Origin of the sequence: Xanthobacter oligotrophicus (assembly GCF_008364685.1) — a bacterium.
GTDB lineage: Bacteria > Pseudomonadota > Alphaproteobacteria > Rhizobiales > Xanthobacteraceae > Xanthobacter > Xanthobacter oligotrophicus.
In genome coordinates this window covers 248,061-270,044 of the sequence record NZ_VTTL01000002.1, presented here as the reverse complement: position 1 = coordinate 270,044, position 21,984 = coordinate 248,061, and the positions used below count along the sequence as shown (strand labels likewise).

At 70.5% G+C, this 21,984-nt stretch carries 19 protein-coding genes; 13 read left to right on the top strand and 6 right to left on the bottom strand.

Features of this window, described 5'->3' with window-relative positions; genetic code table 11:
- Position 1 precedes the first annotated feature (1 nt).
- Positions 2–1,150 (bottom strand): ribonuclease D, encoded by a 1,149-nt coding sequence (gene rnd, locus FZ033_RS04085; RefSeq protein ID WP_149574875.1) that lies wholly within the window; start codon positions 1,148–1,150, stop codon positions 2–4.
- Positions 1,151–1,205: 55 nt separating this feature from the next.
- Positions 1,206–3,443, bottom strand: a complete 2,238-nt coding sequence (locus FZ033_RS04080) for a putative bifunctional diguanylate cyclase/phosphodiesterase (RefSeq protein ID WP_188079296.1) — start codon at positions 3,441–3,443, stop codon at positions 1,206–1,208.
- 363 nt (positions 3,444–3,806) lie between these two features.
- On the opposite strand from FZ033_RS04080, the gene aspS reads away from it, so the two are divergent.
- On the top strand, positions 3,807–5,579 hold the full coding sequence (gene aspS, locus FZ033_RS04075) for an aspartate--tRNA ligase (protein ID WP_149574873.1): 1,773 nt from the start codon (positions 3,807–3,809) through the stop codon (positions 5,577–5,579).
- An 81-nt stretch (positions 5,580–5,660) separates the two neighbouring features.
- Positions 5,661–6,107 carry a DUF2059 domain-containing protein gene (locus FZ033_RS04070; protein ID WP_188079295.1) on the top strand — a complete coding sequence of 149 codons (447 nt, stop codon included), beginning with the start codon at positions 5,661–5,663 and terminating at the stop codon, positions 6,105–6,107.
- A gap of 168 nt (positions 6,108–6,275) precedes the next feature.
- Here the strand turns inward: FZ033_RS04070 and FZ033_RS04065 are convergent, their stop codons facing one another.
- Positions 6,276–8,324, bottom strand: a complete 2,049-nt coding sequence (locus tag FZ033_RS04065; protein ID WP_149574871.1) for a hypothetical protein — start codon at positions 8,322–8,324, stop codon at positions 6,276–6,278.
- A gap of 150 nt (positions 8,325–8,474) precedes the next feature.
- Between FZ033_RS04065 and FZ033_RS04060 the strand changes: the two genes are divergently transcribed.
- On the top strand, positions 8,475–10,757 hold the full coding sequence (locus FZ033_RS04060) for an NADP-dependent malic enzyme (protein WP_149574870.1): 2,283 nt from the start codon (positions 8,475–8,477) through the stop codon (positions 10,755–10,757).
- Between the two features lie 708 nt (positions 10,758–11,465).
- Here the strand turns inward: FZ033_RS04060 and FZ033_RS04055 are convergent.
- Positions 11,466–12,203, bottom strand: a complete 738-nt coding sequence (locus tag FZ033_RS04055) for a hypothetical protein (RefSeq protein ID WP_149574869.1) — start codon at positions 12,201–12,203, stop codon at positions 11,466–11,468.
- 178 nt (positions 12,204–12,381) lie between these two features.
- Here FZ033_RS04055 and FZ033_RS04050 point away from each other — a divergent pair, with 178 nt between their 5' ends.
- From FZ033_RS04050 to FZ033_RS04040, 3 genes are all read left to right on the top strand, one after another.
- Positions 12,382–13,308, top strand: coding sequence for a sensor domain-containing diguanylate cyclase (locus FZ033_RS04050; protein WP_149574868.1), 927 nt, complete (start codon positions 12,382–12,384; stop codon positions 13,306–13,308).
- Positions 13,309–13,528: 220 nt separating this feature from the next.
- The gene (locus tag FZ033_RS04045) at positions 13,529–14,050 is read left to right on the top strand and encodes a helix-turn-helix domain-containing protein (RefSeq protein WP_188079294.1); all 522 of its coding nucleotides are present in this window, start codon (positions 13,529–13,531) and stop codon (positions 14,048–14,050) included.
- Positions 13,953–15,323 (top strand): DNA-packaging protein, encoded by a 1,371-nt coding sequence (locus FZ033_RS04040; RefSeq protein WP_232847318.1) that lies wholly within the window; start codon positions 13,953–13,955, stop codon positions 15,321–15,323. The genes FZ033_RS04045 and FZ033_RS04040 overlap by 98 nt, the downstream gene beginning before the upstream one ends.
- Positions 15,324–15,433: 110 nt before the next feature.
- Here the strand turns inward: FZ033_RS04040 and FZ033_RS04035 are convergent, their stop codons facing one another.
- Positions 15,434–15,712, bottom strand: a complete 279-nt coding sequence (locus tag FZ033_RS04035) for a hypothetical protein (RefSeq protein ID WP_149574866.1) — start codon at positions 15,710–15,712, stop codon at positions 15,434–15,436.
- A 269-nt stretch (positions 15,713–15,981) separates the two neighbouring features.
- Between FZ033_RS04035 and FZ033_RS04030 the strand changes: the two genes are divergently transcribed.
- The 7 genes from FZ033_RS04030 to FZ033_RS04000 all read left to right on the top strand — a co-directional run bounded on the left by FZ033_RS04030 (position 15,982) and on the right by FZ033_RS04000 (position 20,678).
- Positions 15,982–16,488 (top strand): HPP family protein, encoded by a 507-nt coding sequence (locus FZ033_RS04030; RefSeq protein ID WP_149574865.1) that lies wholly within the window; start codon positions 15,982–15,984, stop codon positions 16,486–16,488.
- A gap of 77 nt (positions 16,489–16,565) precedes the next feature.
- Entirely contained in the window at positions 16,566–17,747 is a 1,182-nt protein-coding gene (locus FZ033_RS04025) for a phage portal protein (protein ID WP_149574864.1), read from the top strand.
- A gap of 230 nt (positions 17,748–17,977) precedes the next feature.
- Entirely contained in the window at positions 17,978–18,268 is a 291-nt protein-coding gene (locus FZ033_RS04020; protein ID WP_149574863.1) for a GIY-YIG nuclease family protein, read from the top strand.
- A 168-nt stretch (positions 18,269–18,436) separates the two neighbouring features.
- Positions 18,437–18,625 (top strand): hypothetical protein, encoded by a 189-nt coding sequence (locus FZ033_RS04015; protein ID WP_149574862.1) that lies wholly within the window; start codon positions 18,437–18,439, stop codon positions 18,623–18,625.
- A gap of 25 nt (positions 18,626–18,650) precedes the next feature.
- Positions 18,651–18,866: a hypothetical protein gene (locus FZ033_RS04010; protein WP_149574861.1), complete on the top strand. Its 216-nt coding sequence runs from the start codon at positions 18,651–18,653 to the stop codon at positions 18,864–18,866.
- A gap of 3 nt (positions 18,867–18,869) precedes the next feature.
- The gene (locus FZ033_RS04005; RefSeq protein WP_149574860.1) at positions 18,870–19,349 is read left to right on the top strand and encodes an HK97 family phage prohead protease; all 480 of its coding nucleotides are present in this window, start codon (positions 18,870–18,872) and stop codon (positions 19,347–19,349) included.
- A 27-nt stretch (positions 19,350–19,376) separates the two neighbouring features.
- Positions 19,377–20,678, top strand: coding sequence for a phage major capsid protein (locus FZ033_RS04000; RefSeq protein WP_149574859.1), 1,302 nt, complete (start codon positions 19,377–19,379; stop codon positions 20,676–20,678).
- A gap of 305 nt (positions 20,679–20,983) precedes the next feature.
- Here FZ033_RS04000 and FZ033_RS03995 read toward each other — a convergent pair whose 3' ends face one another.
- Positions 20,984–21,982, bottom strand: a complete 999-nt coding sequence (locus FZ033_RS03995) for a lytic transglycosylase domain-containing protein (protein ID WP_149574858.1) — start codon at positions 21,980–21,982, stop codon at positions 20,984–20,986.
- Positions 21,983–21,984: the final 2 nt, after the last annotated feature.

Below are 21,984 nucleotides of genomic sequence, written 5' to 3'. Positions count from 1 at the left end.
GTTATTTCTCCACCGCGATGACCCGGCCGTGGTCCACCGCCAGCGCCAGCCGGCCGGCCTTCAAGGCCAGGGCGCGCTCGCCGAACAGCTCGCGGCGCCAGCCCTTCAGCGCCTGCACGTCCGCTTCGTCGCTGACCGCGATGCGCTCCAGGTCCTCGGTGGTGGCGATCACCTTGGCGGCCACCGCATTCTGCTCCGCCGTCATGCGCAGCAGCACCTTCAGCAGTTCCACCGTGGCGCTGGCGCCATTGGGGAGCGGCTTGTCGCGCTCGATGCGGGGCAGGGTCTTGGGATCGCGGGCGACGCCCCGACGCACCGCCTCCAACACCGCCTCGCCGTAGCGCGAGCGCTCGAAGCCCTTGGGCAGGGAGCGCAGCTCGGCCAGCTTTTCCGGCGTCTGCGGCTGCTGCACGGCGATCTCGCCGATCACCTCGTCCTTGATCACGCGGCCGCGGGGCAGGTCGCGGGTCTGGGCCTCGCGCTCGCGCCAGGCGGCGACCTCCACCAGCACGGCCAGCTCCCGCGGCTTGCGCACGCGGGACTTCAGCCGCTCCCAGGCGCTGTCCGGGTGCTGCTCGTAGGTGGCGGGGGAGGTGAGGACGTGCATCTCCTCGCCCACCCACTCCGCCCGGCCGCGCGCCTCCAGGTCCGTGGTCAGCTTGATGTAGATGTCGCGCAGGTGGGTGACGTCGGCTACGGCATAGACGATCTGCGCCTGGCTTAGCGGCCGGCGCGACCAGTCGGTGAAGCGCGACGACTTGTCGAGGGCGTGGCCCGTGACGCGCTGCACCAGCTGGTCGTAGGAGATGCTGTCGCCATAGCCCAGCACCATCGCCGCCACCTGGGTGTCGAACACCGGGTGCGGGATGAGTCGGGCCTGGTGCCAGATGATCTCGATGTCCTGCCGTCCGGCGTGGAACACCTTCATGACCCGCTCATTGGCCATGAGTCGGTAGAAGGGGGCGAGGTCGAGCCCGTCCGCCAGCGCGTCGATGAGCACGGCCTCTTCCGGCGAAGCGACCTGCACCACGCAGAGCTTCGGCCAGAACGTGGTTTCCCTTAGGAATTCCGTATCGACGGTGACGAAAGGGTGGCGGGCGAGGCGTTCGCAGGCCGCTGCCAGCGCCTCGGTCGAGGAGATCGGATCCATCCGCAGACCATACCCATGCCGGGCCGTCCGGAAAAGGGAATGTGGCGCGATTTTGTCAGGCAGCGTCGGAACGGGCCAGGGCGAGGGCCGTCTCGGGGGTCGCCGGGCGGCCCAGGAAAAAGCCCTGGAGATGGGTACAGCCTTCGTCCGCAAGGATGCGGCGCTGGGCCTCGGTTTCAATGCCCTCGGCCGTGCAGCGCAGGGACAGGGTGCGCGCGAGGCCGACGATGGCCCGCACGATGGCGAGGCTCTGGGGGCATCGCTCCACGTCGTCCACGAAGGAGCGGTCCACCTTGATGCGGCCGATGTTGAGGGTGCGCAGATAGCCGAGGGAGGAGTAGCCGGTGCCGAAATCGTCGAGGGCGACGGTGATTCCCTCGGCGGCAAGCTGCTCCAGGGTGGCCCGCACCATGGGCCCCTGCTTGAGCAGGGTCGATTCGGTGATCTCCAGTTCAAGGCGCTGCGGCGCCAGGCCCGAATCATCGAGGGCGGCGCGCACCTGCTGATGGGTCTGGGCGCCGCGGAACTGGAGGGGCGAGAGGTTCACCGACACGAACAGGTGCGGCGGCCATTCCGCGGCCATGTGGCAGGCCTCCCGCAGCACCCAGGCGCCGAGTGGCAGGATGAGGCCGGTCTCCTCGGCCACGGGGATGAAGGTTTCCGGTGGCACCAGGCCGCGCTCGGGATGCGGCCAGCGCGCGAGCGCCTCGAAGCCGGCCAGCCGGCCGGTGGCGGCCTCGAAGATGGGTTGATAGGCGAGGACGAAATGCCGGTCCCGCCACGCGGTGTGCAGGTCCGTCTCCAGCGTGCGGCGCGCACTGGCGCTCGCCTCCATCTCCGCGACGAAGGCCCGCACGACGCCGCGCCCGTCGCTCTTGGCGCGATAGAGCGCGAGGTCGGCATTGTGCAGCAGTTGCGTCGCCGTGGTCCCGTCCGCCGGGGACAGGGCCAGGCCGATGCTGCATCCGCCGGTGACCCGGTGGTGGCCGATGACGAGCGGTTCCTGAAGGGCAGCGATGATGCCCTGGGCGAACGCCAGGGCCTCCCGGTCGCCGCTGGTGTCGAGGCGAAGGATGCCGAATTCGTCGCCTCCGAGCCGGGCGGCCGTGTCTCCCGGCGCCAGCCGGCCGCTGATGCGTCGGGCGAACTCGGTCAGCAGCAGGTCGCCGGCTTCGTGGCCGAGGGTGTCGTTCACGGCCTTGAAGTCGTCGAGGTCGACGCAAAGCAACGCGAAGGCCGGCGCGGCGTCGGGCGTCGCGAGCAGGGCTTCGAGGCGCTCGGTGAAGGCGAGCCGGTTGGCAAGGCCCGTCAGCGGGTCCACCCGCGCCAGGGCGTGCTCGGCTGCGGCAAAGGCGCGCTCGCCCCTGATGAGGCGCGCGAAGCCGTAGGTGATGAGGGCGATGGCGCAGCACAACAGCCCCGAGGCGAGGATGAGCGGCATGGCACGCTGCCACAGCACGGTTTCGATGGCGGCCCGGCTGTCGCTCACCACGATGGCCAGCGGCAGGTGGGGCAGGGGCTGGAGGGCGGCGATACGCCCCTTCTCGTCGAGGGCGCCGGCGGGCAGAACACCTTCCGTTGCGGCGGCGAGGACGGCGCCGATGGTCCGTGCCCGCAGCGCCGGGTCGCGATCGGAGAGGCCGGCGCTGCCGGGGTGCCGCGCGAGCAGCGTCCCGTCGGTGCGCGCCAGGGCGATCATGCCGTCGCGGCCGAGCTGGATGGCCCCGTAGAAGCGCTCCAGGTAGGACTGCTCCAACGCGCCCTGCACCAGGCCGAGGAAGCGGCCGTCGCCGGTGGTGAAGCGGGTGGCGAGGGTGATCGAGATGGCGCCCGTCCTGGGGCTGGCCGCCGGCTCCCCGACGAAAAGCCGCGGCCCCTGCGGGGCGGAAAGCTCCCGGAAGGCGGGGCGATCCGAAATGTTGACGTCCGGGACCGGCCAGGCCCGCGAGGAGTTCACAAGCTGCCCGGTGTCGTCGACGACGGAAAACCAGCCCACCTGGGGCAATGCGGAAATCCGCGCCCGCAGCAGGACGTGGACGGCCTGCGTGCCCATCATCGCGCGAAGTTGGCCGGGGCTTTCGATCTCCTGCTCACGCATGTGGCCGATCAGGTCGTCCTGGACGAACTCCAGGCCCTGGAATACCCGCGCGGTCTGTTCCGCCAGGGTCAGGGCGAGGTTGGCCAGCTCGCGGCGGCGGCCTTCGATGCCATCCCGCCGCGCGGTCCGGACGAAGGAGGCGGTGGCGACGACGATGCTCACGATCAGCAGAGCGGCAAGGATCGCCAGCGCCATCGGGCTGCGCCGGTCCGGCGGGCCCGCATTGCCCGGTGCTCGTTGCCCGCCCCCTGGCGTGTCCATGCCGGCTACGCCCCCGCTCACCCTGCGCTGCACCGCAGCATTAACGCACGATCGCAGGGATTTTCAACAGCGCCTGAAACCTGCCGAAACGGACAGCACGCTTGACAAGGGGCGGGGCGCATGCACCTTCGCCCCGCCTCAGACGCGGACTGTCGTGCCGTGGCGCGCGGAGACGCCGCGCCCGGGACGGACGGGGCCTCAGGCGTCCGGCGCGCGCCCATCTGGCTGCGCGCGGGACGTCCGGACACCGGGCCCACGGGCCCCGCGCCTCTCTGTTCAGCCTTGAAAGGGCGACCCATGCACCGTTACCGCTCCCATACGTGCGGCGCGCTTTCGACCGCCCAGGTGGGTGATGTCGTGCGCCTCTCCGGCTGGTGCCACCGCATCCGCGACCACGGCGGCGTGCTGTTCATCGATCTGCGCGACCATTACGGGCTGACCCAGGTGGTGGTGGACCCCGACAGCGCCGCCTTCAAGGACGCCGAGAAGGTGCGCGCCGAATGGGTGATCCGCATCGACGGCAAGGTGCGCCTGCGCCCCGAGGGCACTGAGAACCCCGACCTCGCCACCGGCGCCGTGGAGGTCTACGCCGCCGAGCTGGAAGTGCTGGGCCCCTCGGCCGAGCTGCCCCTGCCCGTGTTCGGCGACGTGGAGTATCCGGAGGAGACCCGCCTTCGCTACCGCTTCCTCGACCTGCGGCGGGAGAAGCTCCACCGCAACATCATGACGCGCGGCGCGATCATCGATGCCATGCGCTCGCGCATGAAGGGGCAAGGCTTCTTCGAGTTCCAGACCCCCATCCTCACCGCCTCCTCGCCGGAGGGCGCGCGCGACTTCCTGGTGCCGAGCCGCCTGCACCCCGGCAAGTTCTATGCGCTGCCCCAGGCGCCGCAGCAGTACAAGCAGCTGATCATGATGAGCGGCTTCGACCGCTACTTCCAGATCGCCCCCTGCTTCCGCGACGAGGACCCCCGCGCCGACCGCCTGCCTGGCGAGTTCTACCAGCTCGACCTGGAGATGAGCTTCGTCGAGCAGGAGGACATCTTCGCGGCGGTGGAGCCGGTCATCACCGGCGTGTTTGAGCAGTTCGCGCAGGGCAAGCCGGTGACGCAGAAGTGGCCCCGCATCCCCTATGCGGAGTCGCTGCGCAAGTACGGCACCGACAAGCCGGACCTGCGCAATCCGCTGGTGATGCAGAACGTATCGGACCATTTCCGTGGCTCGGGCTTCAAGGTGTTCGCCCGCATGCTGGAGGTGGAGAAGAACCAGGTGTGGGCCATCCCCGCCCCCGGCGGCGGCTCTAGAGCCTTCTGCGACCGCATGAATTCCTGGGCGCAGGGCGAGGGCCAGCCGGGCCTCGGCTACATCATGTGGCGTGAGGGCGGCGAGGGCGCCGGCCCGCTGGCCAACAACATCGGTCCCGAGCGCACCGAGGCCATCCGCGCTCAGCTCGACCTCAAGGCGGGCGATGCCGCCTTCTTCGTCGCCGGCGATCCGGACAAGTTCGTGAAGTTCGCCGGCCTTGCTCGCACCCGGGTGGGCGAGGAGCTGAACCTCGTCGACAAGGACCGCTTCGAGCTGGCCTGGATCGTCGATTTCCCCATGTATGAGTGGAACGAGGACGACAAGAAGGTCGACTTCTCCCACAACCCCTTCTCCATGCCGCAGGGCGGCCTCGATGCGCTCAACGGGCAGGACCCGCTGACCATCAAGGCGTTCCAGTACGACATCGCCTGCAACGGCTACGAGATCGCCTCCGGCGGCATCCGCAACCATCGCCCTGAGGCCATGGTGAAGGCGTTCGAGATCGCCGGCTATGGCGCGGAGACGGTGGAGGAGCGCTTCGGCGGCATGTATCGCGCGTTCCAGTACGGCGCCCCGCCCCATGGCGGCATGGCGGCGGGCGTGGACCGCATCGTAATGCTGCTGTGCGGCGTGACCAACCTGCGCGAAATCTCGCTCTTCCCCATGAACCAGCAGGCCATCGACCTGCTCATGGGTGCCCCGGCGGAGGCTGCGCCCAAGCAGCTGCGCGAGCTTCACATCCGCTCGGCGCCGCAGGCGAAATAGGTATAGCCTCGCCTGCGGGAACGCAGGACCGGGCGCGCGCGACGCATCGGCCGTTCCCGGGGAGGAACGCCGATGCGGTGCGTGTTGTCACGGCTTGTGGTGTCTTGGCTTGTGGTCGCGGCCCTGCTGTCTCCGGTCGCGGCCGTGGCAGAGGAGGGGGCCGATGCGTCGGCACTGGCGCGCCAGATGGTGAACCTGGCGGTCGCCCCCGGCATGGAAAGCCGGATCGACCGCATGATCGCGCAGGTGGCGGAGAAGCAGCCTGCCGACAAGCAGGCCGAGGTGCGTGCCGAACTCCTGAAGGCCTCCGCCGGCATCCGCGAGGACCTGATGGCCACCTTCGCGACCTATTACGCGACCGCCTACACGCCGGCCGAGCTCAAGGATCTGGTCGCCTTCTACCGGAGCCCCCTGGGCCTCAAGACGGTGCAGGTGGAAGAGCACAAGCCGGCGGAGGTGAATGCCGCCATCCAGCAGCAGATCATGAAGCTGGTGGCGCTCCTGAACATGTCGGCCGCGGGGAAATGAGCCGTCGATCGGTCCCGCATCGCAGGTGATCGGCGTCCTCTCCCTTTCCCTCTCCCGTTTGCGGGGGAGGGGGCTGCGCCGGGTTCTGTTCCCAGCAGCCGAGGCCATATTCGGCCTCGGGCGGGAGAGGGCCTTCAAGCCCTGCCTGGGCGTTCGCAGCCAACGGCCTCAGGGCGCTGTCGCGGTCGCAGAGAAACTGAACGCCTCCAGCACCACCGAAGGGTCGTCCGAGCCCGCGAGCGCCAGCAGCGGCACCCGGCCCTTGGGGGTCGCGGTCACTGTCAGCGTGCCGGGCTTGCGCAGGAAGGCCACCACCGCAGCGCCCACAGACGCGGCATCGGGCGAGACCGTCTTGAGTTCGTCGGCGAAGCCTTCCGCCAGCGCCACCACCTCGTTGCGATAGGCGTCCTCGCTCACGCCGGCGGCGGCGGCGAGCTGGGCGAACATGAGCCTGGCGAGGCCGAGATCCGTCAGCGTCACCTTCACCGGCCCTGCCGTCACCACGGGCAGGGCGGCGAGGAAGCCGGCCGCATCGGTGAAGGCGGCGTCGGGCACATCCACCAGCGCCGATTCCAGGTTCACCCGGAAGGCGTCCTTCACCTCGGTGGTCACCGGGGCGATGGTGAGGGTGCGGTCGTTGATGTCATAGGCCGCCTTCAGCCCCATGGAGATGGTGGCTCGGGTGATGCCGGCCTGCACCAGATAGGTGAAGGGCTCGCCGTCGTCGGCGGTGATGGGGCCGGACACGTCGGCGAGGGTGAAGTCGAAATAGGAGGGCAGCGCCCCCAGCGAGCCGCCCCAGGACAGGGCGAAGGTGCCGACCTTCACCGGCTCGTTGCTTTGCTGTCCCTCGCCATAGGGCACTTCGAGGCCCTTCAGCTCCACGCCGGACAAGACCTTGAACAGCACCAGCGCCGACAGGGGCGAGGGCGCGTCCGCCTCGGCGGAGAGCCGGGCCAGCTGGTTGAAATCGAGCTGACGCACGGCGAGCCGGGCCATCTTCGCCGCGCCGCCGCCGGGGGTGACGCCCTCCACCCCCTCGAAGGTGGCGCCGTCCAGCACACCGTTGGCGAGGCCTTCGAGCCGCGCGGTGGCGACCTTGCCCTTCTCGCCCTGCTGCTCGGTGGTGGCATTGCTGATGGCCACCGTGGTGAAGGCGATGCCGCCGACGAGATCACGCGACAGCTCGGCGAGGCGCCGGCTGTCCTCCAGCGACAGGTTGGGCGCCTTGCGGCTCAGGGCGTCGAGGGCCGCGACGCGCTGCGCGTCGAAGGAGGCGGGCCGGATGGCCACGTTCTCCAGGAGCACCGACTGGGCGCCATGGGAGGGGCCATTCTCCTGCGTCACCTTGTAGGGGCCGGTCACCACCTTGCCGTAGATGCGGCCGTAGGTCTCCGCCGCCTTGCCGGAGGGCCCGCCGGGCTGGGTCATGAGGAGGAGCGGGGCGGTGTCGATCTGCGCCGCCACGAAGCCGTCCACCTGCGCGGTGACGCGGCCGGGGGCCGCCTTGACCGGCGCGGTCTGGCCCTGCGCGGCGCCGGCGGGGGCCGGTTCGGGCGGCGGCGTGAAGGCGAAGGTGATGGAATCCACCAGCAGGCTGCGGATGATGCCGGCATTGATGCCTTCCGCAGCGAGGTTGCGGTAGGCGATCTCGGCGGGTGCGGCGCCGGCCGGCGCGATGCGCCCGTGGGCCTCGGGAATGGTCACCTTGGCGGCGGTGGTGGAGGCGAGCTGGCGCAGCGCCACCCGGAGCGCGCCGAACGGGCCGTTGCCCTCGCCGGCGGCGATCAGAGTCATGGGGCCGTTGTAGCGGTCGATCATCACCTGCGGCAGGGTGTAGGTGATGGTGCCGCCGGCGGCTGCCTCTCCGGTGAGGGCGATCTCCACGCCGTCGAGATCGAGGGCGTCCACCGCCACGCGCCGGTCATGGGGCCGCTCACCGCCGCGGGCGGAGAGGCGGTCCACCTTCAGCCGCGCCGATCCGTCCGGGGAGAGGATGGAAATGCCGGTGACGGTGACACCCATCTCCCTGGGATCAAAGCTGGCTTCGGTGAAGGAGGCCTTCGCCCCGGTGTCCCGGATGCCGGCGAACACGGCGTCCACCTCCGCGCGGACCTTGGTGCGCGACCAGGCGAGGAAGCCATACCAGCCGGCGACGCAGAGCACCGCCACAAGGCCGATCGCGCCGGCGATCCGAAGGCCGAATTTCCTGCTCATGTCCCGTCCTTTCCCCCGCCGTCCGGCCGAGTCGCGTTACGCTTGCGCAACATACCTCAATTTTCATCCCGGCCCGTGACATGGGAGTGCGCGGCGGCTAGGTTGCAGCCCGTTTTGCCGAGCCGGCGGGCTCGAGGAGGGGGAGGGGATATGGCGTCCAACATTTCCGAGGATCTGCGTTCCGGGGCGCTCGTCTATCATCGCCTGCCGAAGCCCGGGAAACTGGAGATCCAGGCCACCAAGCCCCTCGGCAACCAGCGCGACCTCGCGCTCGCCTATTCTCCCGGCGTCGCCGCCGCGTGCGAAGCCATCGCCGCCGATCCGCTCCTGGCGGCGGAACTGACCATCCGCGCCAATCTCGTCGCCGTCGTCACCAACGGCACCGCCGTGCTCGGCCTCGGCGACATCGGCCCGCTCGCCGGCAAGCCGGTGATGGAGGGCAAAGCCGTCCTGTTCAAGAAGTTCTCCGGCATCGACGTGTTCGACATCGAAATCGACGCCAAGACCGTCGAGCGCATGGTCGACGTCATCAGCGCGCTGGAGCCCACCTTCGGCGGCATCAACCTGGAGGACATCAAGGCCCCCGAGTGCTTCGAGGTGGAAGCCCAGCTGCGCGAGCGCATGAAGATCCCGGTCTTCCATGACGACCAGCACGGCACCGCCATCATCGTCGGCGCTGCGGTGCGCAACGCCATGGAGGTGGGCAAGCGCAAGATCGAGGAGCTGAAGATCGTCACCTCGGGCGCCGGCGCGGCGGCCCTCGCCTCGCTCAACCTGCTGCTCACGCTGGGTGCCAAGAAGGAGAACATCTGGGTCTGCGACATCGAGGGCGTGGTCTATGACGGCCGCAACACCCTCATGGACCCCTGGAAGGAGAAGTTCGCCCAGAAGACCGACAAGCGGACCCTGGACGAGGTGATCGAGGGCGCGCACATCTTCCTCGGCCTCTCCGCCGGCGGCGTGCTGAAGCCGGAGATGGTGAAGAAGATGGCGGACCACCCGCTCATCCTCGCGCTTGCCAACCCTACCCCGGAGATCATGCCCGAGCTCGCCCGCGAGGCGCGCCCCGACGCCATGATCTGCACCGGCCGCTCCGACTTCCCCAACCAGGTCAACAACGTCCTGTGCTTCCCCTACATCTTCCGCGGGGCGCTGGACGTGGGGGCGACCGACATCAACCCCGAGATGAAGATGGCGGCGGTGGAGGCCATCGCGGCGCTGGCCCGCGAGACCCCGTCCGACGTGGTGGCCCGCGCCTATGGCGGCGAGACCCGGGCCTTCGGCGCCGATTCGCTCATTCCCTCGCCGTTCGACCCGCGCCTCATCCTGCGTATCGCGCCGGCGGTGGCGAAGGCGGCCATGGACACCGGCATCGCCACCCGGCCCATCGCCGACATGGACGCCTATATCGAGCGGCTGGACCATTTCGTGTTCCGCTCCGGCTTCATCATGCGGCCGCTGTTCGCCCAGGCGAAGCGCAACATCAAGCGCGTGGTCTACGCCGAGGGCGAGGACGAGCGGGTGCTGCGCGCCGTGCAGGCGGTGGTGGAGGAGGGCATCGCCCGTCCCATCATCGTCGCCCGTCCCAATGTGCTGGAGACCCGCCTGAAGCGCTTCGGCCTCTCGGTGCGGCCCGGCCACGACTTCGAACTCATCAATCCGGAAGACGATCCGCGCTACCGCGACTATGTGCGCGACTATGTGGAGATCGCCGGCCGCCGTGGCGTGACGCCGGACGCCGCCCGCACCCTGGTGCGCACCCATCCCACCGTGATCGCGGCGCTGGCGGTGAAGCGCGGCGAGGCGGATGCCATGCTGTGCGGCATCGAGGGCCGCTTCACCCGCCACCTGCGTCAGGTGCGCGACATCATCGGCCTGGCGCCGGGGGTGAAGGAGCTGGCGGCGCTGTCGCTGCTCATCACCTCCCACGGCAACTTCTTCATCTGCGACACCCAGATCCAGACCGAGCCCACCGCCGCCGACCTCGCCGAGATGACGGTGCTGGCCGCCGCCCACGTCCGCCGCTTCGGCCTGGAGCCGCGGGTGGCGCTCTTGTCGCACTCCAATTTCGGCAGCCACGAGACGCTGTCGGCCAAGCGCGTGCGCTCGGCGCTCTCCATCATCCGCGAGCGTGAACCGAGCCTGCAGGTGGATGGCGAGATGCAGGCCGATTCCGCCCTGCTGGAAGACATCCGCAAGCGGGTGTTCCCCAACTCGACCCTCACCGGCGCGGCCAACGTTCTGGTGATGCCCGACCTCGACGCCGCCGACATCGCCTTCAACATGCTGAAGGTGCTGGGCGACGCGCTGCCGGTGGGTCCGATCCTGATGGGCACGGCCAAGCCGGCGCACATCCTCGGCCCGTCCGTCACCGCCCGCGGCATCGTCAACATGACGGCCGTAGCGGTGGCCGAGGCGCAGACCGAGGCCTGAGCGGCCGCCTCAGCGCTCCGGAAGGCTTGCCTTCCGGAGCGTCGTGCGCCTCCTCACCGCTGTCGCTGGTGAACCCTCTCCCGCGTGCGGGGGAGGGGGATGGCCGCTTCTGAAACCATCGTCGCCCTCCGGCTTGACCGGAGGGCCCATCTCGCCGCGTTCCAAGCGCCCGCCGCCTTGTGCCGGCCGGGCCATGGGCCGTCCGGTCGAGCCGGACGGCGGACGGTGGGATCGGGCGATGGACCGGCGCTGAACCCTCTCCCGCGTGCCGGGGAGGGCAGGGTAGGGGCTGGCCCTCGCCAACCAAAGCACCCCGCCGGGCGGCCATGCTGGGTTGTTCCGGCCTGCACGTTTGGTCCCGGAATCTCGCCGCCTCAGCCCCCTCCCCAACCCTCCTCCGCCCGAACTCGGCTGTTGCCGAGTTCGGTTCTCCAAGAGCCGAAGCCGGAAACATCTGGCATCGGGACGGGAGAGGGGGCGGGCCGCTTCTGAAACCCGGGCCGCTTCTGAAATCATCGTCGCCCTCCGGCTTGACCGGAGGGCCCATCTCGCCGCGTTCCAAGCGCCCGCCGCGTTGTCCCGGCCGGGCCATGGGCCGTCCGGTCAAGCCGGACGGCGACGGTGGCTTGGGGCGATGGACTGGCGGTGAACCCTCTCCCGCGCGCGGGGGTTAGGGTGCGGCCCGGCGCTTCCCGTCTCCGTCCCCCCTCACTTCGGCGCGGGAAACGCCAGCACGCCGGAGGTGTAGCGCTCGATCAGGGCGCTGAAGGGGGTGCCGTCGGGCAGGGTCAGCACGGCGCGATGGGCCAGCACGAAGCGGGGCATCACCAGCGGGCCCAAGGGGCCGGCGGAGGCGCCGGAGGCGCCAGCGGCCGGGGCCTCTTCCGCCGGCTGCCACAGCAGGCGGGTCTCCAGCGTGCGGCGGCGAAAGTCGAGCGGGCGCACCACCTTGCCGAAGGGCGTGTCGGTGGCGTCGAGCACGGCGTTCATCTCGGCCGTCAGCCGGTCCGGCCGGTAATAATTGTCCGCCTCCGACAGCACGATGGCGCCGCAGGTCAGCCGCACCCGGCGGTGGCGCACCGGGGTCTGCGCATCGGCGCCGAGCAGGGCGCGCACCTCCTCGGGGGCCGGATCCTCCCCGGCGCGCTCGCGCTCGGCCCGCACCAGGGCCGGATCGCCGATGCCACGGGCGCCGCACCAGCGCTCCAGCGTCAGGGTGGCGCTGGGTTGGGCCAGCAGCTCGCGGTTCAGGGTCTCGATGAAATCCTGCGCGGCGCGGCGCGTGGCGGGGGTGTCGGGCCAGACAATCGCAGGGGAGGGCATCGCTTGGGAGGGCATCTCGGGCTGACGGGTGCCGGGCTGCGGGGCGCCGGTCTCCAGCGCGCGGGCCGGCGCGAGGAGGCAGGCGAGGAAGACGAGCGGCAGCATGATCGGCACAAGGAACATGGTGGCATCAGGCCCACGGCAGCGCCGGCGCGCCGGCTGCTCTTCCATAGCGCAGGCGGCCGGCGCTTGCCATGGCGCCGGTGCGCGCGCGGCGCCGTCCGGGCCGCGACATGCCGCCCGGCGTGGGGCCGAAAACAACACTCCGCAACCGGCGCTACGCGCTGTAAAGTCGGGGCAGATGAACGATATCCTTGAGCACCTGCGCCAGCTGGAGCAGAGCACACCGGTGCTGGTGGCGCTCTTCGACGCCTCCGATCGCCTGCGCTATGCCAATGCCGCCTTCCGTGCCGCCATGTTCATCGCCGAGGGCGAGGAGATCAGCTGGGAAGAGATGGTGCGGCGCAATTACCACGCCGGTCGCGGCACCATCATCAACACCTCGGACATCGACGAGTGGATCATCGTCCACCGGTCGCGGCGCGGCAAGGAGCGCCACAAGGTGTTCGAGGTCGATTTCCATGACGGCCGCTGGCTGCTGGTGACCCAGGTGGTGTCGGCCGACGGCTGGATGCTGGCCCATGCCGTGGACGTCACCGCCTTCCGCCCCGACGAGCGGGCCATGCGGCTGGACCGGGACCGCGCCCTCTATGCGTCCTACACGGACGACCTGACCGGCGTCGCCAACCGCCGCTTCGTCGCCGCTCGGGTGGCCGACATGCTGGCGCCGGACGGGCCGGGCGGCGCCTTCTGCCTCATCGATCTCGACCAGTTCAAGGCCATCAACGACCGCTTCGGCCACCAGGCCGGCGACCTCATCCTGCGCGACTTCGCCGCCCGGATGGCGCGGGAGGTGCGCCGCGCAGACTGCTTCGGCCGGGTGGGCGGGGAAGAGTTCGTGCTGGTGCTGCCGGCCACCTCCGCCGGTGCCGCGCGGGGCATCGTGGAGCAGGCGCTGGACATGGTGCGGCTGGCCCGCCCGCTGACGCACCAGCCGGACTTTTCCTATTCCTTCTCCGCCGGGATCGCCCAGAGCCGGCTCGGCGACACCTTCGCCGACCTCTACAACCGCGCCGACCGCGCGCTCTACGCCGCCAAGATGGCCGGCCGCAGCCGCATCCATGTGGAACAGGACCGGCCCCCGTCCGCGGTGGCATCGGCGGGGTGATCGGCTTTTTATCCTCTATACGGATTTTAATCCTTGACAGCGTGACGCTGCCCGGCTAGGTTTTGGTCATGTTCGAGACGTGTGCCTGACGGGCCTTTGCCCCTGCGCCGCTCTCGCCGCCGGTTCTGCCGGCCTTCCGGCTTTTGCCTCTTGGGCTTCGGCCCATCCTTTTTCGGACATGTCCATGCGCAAAGCGTTGCCGCCCCGCCGGGTGCCAGCCATGGCACAGCTTGCGCGCCAGCTCTATCTGGATGGCGCGCCAATTGCCGAGATCGCCCGCCGCACCGCCCTGAAGCCCTCCCAGGTCTACTACTGGATCGACCGGGAGGTGGCGTCCGACGGCACGGTCACCCTGAAGCCGGCGGCCCGGCGGGTGACGCTGGCGCCGGGCACCCGCAGCGCCTCGCCGGCGCGGGGCCATCTCCTCTCCCGGCTGTGGCGCGCCGCCGAGCGCCAGCTCGACGAGATCGAGCAGCGCCTCGCCGCCGCCGTGCCGCCCGAGGCCGATGCGCCTGCCGGCCCGTCCCGCCCCGCCGCCGATGCGGAGAAGGACGCCCGCGCCCTCGCCGTGCTCGCCCGCACCCTGCGCGAACTGTCCGCCCTGGAGGCGGAGGCGCAGAAAAGCCGCAAGGTGAAAGCCGAAGATGACGCCGTCCGCGACCTCGACACCTTCCGCCGCGAGCTTGCGCGCCGCCTTGATCGCCTGCGCGCGGACGGGGCAGGCGCAGAGCCTGCTGAATGATCTGCCCGAGGCCGAGGCCGAGCTTCTGCTCGCCGACTGGGCCCTGTGGGCCCGTCCCGACCAGCTGCCGCCCGACACCGCGCCCTCCGGCGATCCCTGGACCACCTGGCTGGTGCTGGGCGGGCGCGGCGCCGGCAAGACGCGGGCCGGCGCCGAATGGGTGCGGGGCCTCGCGCTGGGCCGTCCACCCTTCGCCGCCCAGCCGGTGGGGCGCATCGCGCTGGTGGCCGAGACCATGGCCGATGTGCGCGAGGTGATGGTGGAGGGGGTCTCCGGCCTGCTTGCGGTCCATCCCCGCGCCGAGCGGCCGCGCTGGGAGCCCACCCGGCGCCGGCTGGAATGGGCCAATGGCGCGGTGGCGCAGGGCTTTTCCGCGGAGGACCCCGAGAGCCTGCGCGGCCCGCAATTCGCCGCCGCCTGGCTCGACGAGCTGGCCAAGTGGAAGCGGGCCGAGGCCACCTTCGACATGCTGCAATTCGGCCTGCGGCTCGGCGCCCAGCCGCGCCAGATGGTGACCACCACGCCGCGCCCCACCGCCTTGTTGCGCCGCCTGCTGGCGGACCCCTCAACGGCGGTGACGCGGGCGCGCACCGCCGACAACGCCTTCCACCTCGCCCCGAGCTTCCTCGGCCAGGTGCTGACCCGCTATGGCGGTACCCGCCTCGGCCGGCAGGAGCTGGACGGCGAACTGATCGAGGACCGCGCCGACGCCTTGTTCTCCCGCCCGGCGCTGGAAGCGCTGCGGGAGGCGGAGGCGCCGCCCCTTGTCCGCATCGTGGTGGCGGTGGACCCGCCGGCTTCCTCGCGGGCCGGGGCGGATGCCTGCGGCATCGTCTGCGCCGGCATCGACGCGTCAGGCGTGGTGCATGTGCTGGCGGACGACAGCGCCGCCGGCCTGCGCCCCGCGCAATGGGCGGCGAAGGCGGTGGCGCTGTTCCGCCGCTTCGAGGCGGATCTCATCGTCGCCGAGGTGAACCAGGGCGGCGAGATGGTGCGCGCCGTCATCGCCGAGGTGGACGATGGCGTGCCGGTGGAACAGGTGCGGGCCACGCGCGGCAAGTTCCTGCGCGCCGAGCCCGTGGCCGCGCTCTACGAGCAGGGCCGGGTGCGTCATGCCGGCGCCTTCCCGGCGCTGGAGGACGAGATGTGCGACTTCGGCACGGACGGCCTGTCGTCGGGCCGTTCGCCGGACCGGCTCGACGCGCTGGTGTGGGCGGTCACCGCTTTGGCGCTCGGCCCGAAGGCCGGCGCGCCGCGGGTCAGGGGGTTGTGACACCAATGGCCCGTGAGCTTTGCTCATGGGCCATTGATCAAGCCCGAGCGGCGCTTGAGCGTCACCCACTTGGCATCGTTCGAAGACCGAGGCCGACGGTATGAGCGGGTTCAGCTGCCGCCGACCATGTCCGCGCCCACCGGGATCTGCACCTGCACGCACACGCCGGTGACGCTCTGGCCCGGCGCGAAATCCGGCCAGTTCTGGTTGCGCTTGATGCTGGCGCCGAGGCACCCGCGCTCGGTTCGATAATAGCCCACCAGCCTCTGCGAGGTGGTGGCGACCATTCCCGGCCCGGCGCCGTAGGGATCCGGCGCATAGCCATATGCGCCGGAAGCAACGGGCTGGAACGTGGTAGTGGTCACGATGAGGACCAGGGCATAGAGCATGACGCCCTCCCTTCGCGTCCCCCAGACCCCGGGTTTCGGGGCCATCACGCATCGCCATTATACGCCGACGCGGCCGCCGGCGGAACGAAATCGCGACCCCGCGCCGCCGCCGATGAGCCGACGGAAACCGGCTCAATGCCATCGCGGGGCACCGTCCCCATTGCACATATTCAAAATACATGCATGATCGTGCCTACAAATGAGGCTGCATGACAACGATGTGTGCAGACATTTGCATCCCATTGGCCCCTACTGCCCCATCTGGAGCCATGAGACAGCATCTGAAAGATTTCTTCGCACGTCATGAGCCCCATTGCGGATCGGTCCTCGTCGGCCTGAAATCCGGTGCGGGGGGCATGCTCGGCATGGGTCTCGTGGGCGGCGCCGCCGCCTTCACCCAGCTGCCGCTGCTCATCGCGCCGTTCGGCGCCAGCGCGGTGCTGCTGTTCGGCCATCCGGCAACGCCGCTGGCCCAGCCGGCCAATGTCATCGGCGGCTATGCGGTCTCCGCCACCATCGGCCTGCTGGTCGCCGTGGTGTTCCCCGGCGCGTGGTGGGCGGCTGCCCTCGGCGTGGGCCTCGCCATCCTCGCCATGCTGCTCATGCGCGTGTCCCATCCGCCGGCGGGGGCGGTGCCCATCCTCATGGTGGTGGCCGCTATCGATCCGTTCGAGTTGGGCGGCATCGTCTTCGCCGGCTCCATCGCCCTGGTGCTGATCGCGAGCCTTTATCACCGGCTGCCGCCGCGCCACGATTATCCGCGCCGGATCGCCTGAGCGCGCCGCCGCACGCGCCTGCCCCCCGCATCAAGGCCGCCCCTCCGGGCGGCCTTTTTCGTTTCCGGAGTCTCTTCATGCTCGCCGAGTTACTCGCCCCCTTCCGCCGTCGCCCGCCCGAGGAGAAGGCGAGCCGCGCCGCGCCCCTCATCGCCCTGTTCTCCGCCGGGCGGCCGCGCTGGACCCCGCGCGACTATGCCTCCCTTGCCCGCGAGGGCTTCACCAAGAATGCCATCGCCTATCGCGCGGTGCGGCTCATCGGCGAATCCGCCTCGGCGCTGCCGCTGGTGCTCATGGCCGGGCGGGAGGAGATGGAGGCCCACCCGCTGCTGGATCTCATGCGCCGGCCCAACCCGCGCCTCACCGGGTCCTCCCTCATGGAATCCATCTGCAGCCACCTCATGGTGGCCGGCAACGCCTATGTGGAGGCGGTGGCGGTGGAGGGCGAGATCCGCGAGCTGCACCTGCTGCGCCCCGACCGGGTGAAGGTGGTGCCCGGCCCCGACGGCTGGCCCGAGGCCTATGACTACACCCTCGGCGCGCGCACCGTGCGCATCCCGCAGGACACGCTGGTGGAGGGTGCGGACGTGCCGGCCATCCTGCACCTCACCGCCTTCAACCCGCTGGACGACCATTACGGCTTCGCCCCGCTGGAGGCGGCGGCGCAGGCCCTCGATCTGCACAATGCCGCCAGCGCCTGGAACAAGGCGCTCATCGACAACGCCGCCCGCCCCTCCGGCGCGCTGGTCTACAGCGGCTCGGGCGCGCTTTCCGACGAGCAGTTCGAGCGGCTGAAGGGCGAGCTGGAAGCATCCTTCCAGGGCGCGGTGAATGCCGGCCGCCCGCTGCTGCTGGAGGGCGGGCTCGACTGGCGGCCTTTGTCGCTCTCGCCCAAGGACATGGATTTCGAGGCCGCGCGCAATTCCGCCGCCCGCGAAATCGCGCTGGCCATCGGCGTGCCGCCGCTGCTTTTGGGCATTCCCGGCGACAACACCTACGCCAATTACGCCGAGGCCAACCGCGCTTTGTGGCGCCAAAGCGTGGTGCCGCTGGTGCGCCGGGTGTGCGACGCGCTCTCCCTGTGGCTCGGCCCGGCCTATGGCGGCGGCCTGTCGCTGGTCCCCGACCTCGACCAGGCCGAGGCTTTGGCCGCCGAGCGCACCGAATTGTGGGCGCGCATCGGCGCGGCGGACTTCCTCACGGATGAAGAGAAGCGCGCCGCGACGGGCTATGGCGAGGGGGGACGGCGGCTGCGGTGAGGGGGGGGGGGGGCCTCCTGCCGATCCGACGTGCGGCGACGAGTATTTCGGTGCTTTTCACTCGCCGTCATGCCCGGCCTTGTGCCGGGCATCCACGCGGCGGCGCTTGTGCAATTCCCTGAAGTCGCTTCCAGCCCCGCGGCGTGGATGGCCGGGACGCGCCCGGCCATGACGACGTGCGAATGAGCGCAGGTCTTGTGAAACCTTGAGGTGCTGGCCATTCTCGTGAGATGCGCGGCGGCTGGATCTACATCCTGACGAATAGGCCGAATGGCACGCTCTATGTGGGCGTGACGAATGATCTTGTTCGCCGGCTCTGGGAACACCGGCAGGGCACCGCAAATGGCTTTACCAAACGCTATGGCCTGACCCGGCTGGCTTATTTCGAGCTTCACTCCGAAGTTCCTCTGGCCATTCAGCGGGAAAAGTTGATGAAGCATTGGCCACGTGCCTGGAAGGTGCGCCTTATTCTGGATTTCAATCCCGAATGGCGTGATTTGTACAACGATATCATCGCATAACCACCGTCATGCCCGGCCTTGTGCCCGGCATCCACGCGGTGCCGTTTGCGCAATTCTCTGAAGTCGCTCCCGGCCTCCCGGCGTGGATGGCCGGAACGAGCCCGGCCATGACGGTGGTTGCACGTCCGCGTGGTTTCCCTCTCGCCCCCCCCAATCCGGACACCCCCCATGGACGCCCTCATCCGCGCCTTCGCCGAGCGGGGCGATCTGGCGCATCTGGCGCTGCTGCTATGGGCGCTGGCCGCCTCCGCCGGTCTGTGGCGGGCGCTCGGCGAGCTCGCCCGCGCCACCCACCGCATCGACGATTTCGTCCGCGAGCTGGCGCGCTTCAACGCCCGTTTCGACGAGCTTTCCTGACCCCCTCCCATTCCGGAGATCCCCCATGCGCTCACCCTTCCGCAAGGCGCCGGAGACGGCGTCGTCGCCGCGCATCCGCGCCCTCACCGGTGCACCCTCAAAGACAAGCGCCCTTGGCAAATCTCCCGCGCCGCCGCCCGCCGCCGGCGCCGTGTTCCGCGAGTTCGTCGCCACCCTGGAGCGGCTGGAGAAGAGCCGGCGCCGCAAGAAGGTCCCCGCCGCCCCCACCGAGCGGAGCTGAGCCATGGCGGACGGTTTTCCCATCGAGGGCTATGCCTGCCTGTTCGACGTGGCGGACCTCGGCCGCGACCTGGTGCTGCCCGGCGCCTTTGCCGCAAGCCTCGCCCGGCAGGGCGCGGGCGGCGTGCGGCTGCTCTACCAGCACGATCCGGCCGAGCCCATCGGGATGTGGACCGAGGCGTTCGAGGACACGCGCGGCCTTTATGTGCGCGGCCGCCTCTCCCCCGACGTGGTCCGTGCCCGCGAGTGCGCGGCGCTGATCGGCGAGGGCGCGCTCGACGGCCTCTCCATCGGCTTCAAGGCGGTGGAGGCGCGCACCGATCCGCGCACCCGCCTGCGCCGGCTGTCCCGCATCGACCTGTGGGAGGTGTCAATCGTCACCTTCCCCATGCAGCCGGGGGCGCGCATCGCCCGTCCGCCCGCGGCCCCCGCGGCGCTGCTCGCGGCCGCCGCGGCCCGCCTGCGCGCTGCCGCCCGTCCCTGACTTTCATTCATCGCAGAAGAGGTTTTCATGTCCCGTCCCGACACTGCCTTTGCCGACACCGCCCGCACCCTCACCGGCGCGCCCGAGACCAAGGTGGCGGTCGCCGAGGCCACTTCCGCCGAGGCCACCACCGCCGTGGCCGATTTCCTCGCCGCCTTCGAGACCTACAAGCAGGTGAACGACACCCGCCTGGCGCAGATGGAGCGGCGCAGCGCCGATGTGCTCACCACCGAGCAGCTGGCCCGCATCGATGCCGCCCTCGACACCCACAAGGCGCGGCTCGACGCCCTCGCCACCAAGGCGCGCCGGCCCGCGCTCGGCGCCGCGCCGGAGCGTACGGAAGCGCCGGCCGCCACCCGCGAGCACACCGATGCCTTCGCCACCTATGTGCGCCACGGCGAGGCCGGCGGCCTGAAGGCGCTGGAGGCGAAGGCGCTCTCTTCCGCCACCGGCGAGGCCGGCGGATACCTCGTGCCCTCGGAGACCGAGACCGAGATCGGCCGGCGCCTTGCCGTGCTGTCGCCGATCCGGGCGCTGGCCTCGGTGCGCACCATCGGCGGCGGCACCTATCGCAAGCCGTTCATGACCTCCGGCCCGGTCTCCGGCTGGGCGGCGGAGACGGCGGCGCGGCCGCAGACCGACAGCCCGGTGCTGGCGGAGCTGGCCTTCCCGGCCATGGAGCTTTACGCCATGCCCGCCGCCACCCAGTCGCTGCTGGACGACGCGCAGGTGAATGTGGAGGAGTGGCTCGCCACCGAGGTGGACACCGCCTTCGCGAGCCAGGAGGGGGTGGCCTTCGTCACCGGCGATGGCGTGGCCAAGCCCAAGGGCTTCCTCGCCTACACCAAGGTGGCGGAGAGCGCCTGGGCCTGGGACAAGGTGGGCTATGTGGCCACCGGCGCGGCGGGGGCCTTCCCGTCCGCGACGCCGGCCGATCCGCTGCTGGACCTGGTCTATGCGCTGAAGGCGGGCTACCGGCAGAACGCCACCTTCGTCATGAACCGGCAGACGCAAGGCGCGGTGCGCAAGCTGAAGGACGAGAACGGCAACTACCTGTGGGCTCCGCCCGCCGGGGTGGGCCAGGGCGCCAGCCTCATGGGCTTCCCGGTGGTGGAAAGCGAGGCCATGCCCGACGTGGCGGCCGATGCCTACGCCATCGCCTTCGGCGACTTCCGCCGCTTCTATCTGGTGGTGGACCGCGCCGGGGTGCGGGTGCTGCGCGATCCCTATTCGGCCAAGCCCTACGTGCTGTTCTACACCACCAAGCGCGTGGGCGGCGGGGTGCAGGACTTCGACGCCGCCAAGCTGCTGAAGTTCGCGGTGAGCTGAGGGGGAGGGGTCTTCGTCCAAGGGCGCCGAAGACCCCTCTCCGGCTTGTGGTGCGGGGTAGGGTCCGCGTCTCACCGCCGTCGCCCTCCGGCTTGACCGGAGGGTCCATCTCTCCGCGTGTCCCAGCCTCCACGGTGTTACGGCTGCGTCTTCCCAGGCGGGGCCATGGGCCGTCCGCTCAAGCCGGACGGCGACGCTGGGAGGGGCGATGGCGACTGTGACACCTCTCTGCGTGTCTCCCCGCGCGGGCGAGGGACGGGTGGGAGCCGCATTACGACCGGGCGAGGGATACCCCCCCCGCCCCCTCAGTTCGGCAGCACCAGGCAGGCGCCGCCGGCCTTGCGCAGGCGGTCGCAGATTTTCATGCCCTCGGCCTTGGTCTGGGCCGGGAGGCGCACGCGATAGAAGGTGCGCGGGCCGCGCCCGCCCACCCGCGTCGCCACGATCACCGGGGTCAGGTCCGCGAATTCGGCGGGATAGCGGGTCGCCTCCCGGCGGAACGAGGCGAGCGCGATGTCGCGCACGTAATTGCCGGAGATCTGCACCCCCCAGGGGGCGAACAGCGGGTTGGCCGGCTCGCCCGCCAAGGGGGCTGGCGCGCCCTTGCGCAGGGCGGCGACGGTGGCAAGGCAGGCCTCCTGCGGGACGGCCGGGGCCTCGCCCGCCTTGTCGGTTCCCTTGTCCGCTGCTTTGTCGGCTCCCTGGCGCCGCAGCGCCGCCCAGTCCTCCGCCGGGCGGCCGGTGATGATGCGCACATAGGCGCGCGTCTCCTCCGGCAGGCCGCCACCATTGAGGAAGCCGGAGACGCGCCCGGGACCGGCATTGTAGGCCGCCGCCGCCAGCCCCAGATTGCCGAAGCGGCGGTTGAGGTCGGCGAGCAGCGCCGCGGAAGCCGGGATCGCCGCCTCCGGATCGAACGGATTTTCCAGCCCGCGCTCCTTCGCGGTGCCGGGCATGAACTGGGCGATGCCCTGCGCCCCCTTGTTGCTCACCACATGGGGGCGGAACGAGCTTTCGCGCCAGATGAGGCGGGTGAGGAAGGCGGCCGGCAGGCCCTCTTTTGCCGCCGCCGCATCGATGAGGCGGCAGATGGCCTGGTCCACCGTTTCGCCCCGCGCGGGACTGGCGGGCGCCGGATTTGCCGCCGCGGGATCGGAGGGAGCGGGCGCTGTCGATGCCGGCTTGTCCGGGGTGGCTTCACCCGCGCTCTGGCCGAAGGCCGGCCCGGCGCCGAGAAGGGCGACCATGGCAGCAGCGATGATCCGGCCGGCGCGCCTGTAACGGGGCGATGCGGCCGGCGCCATCC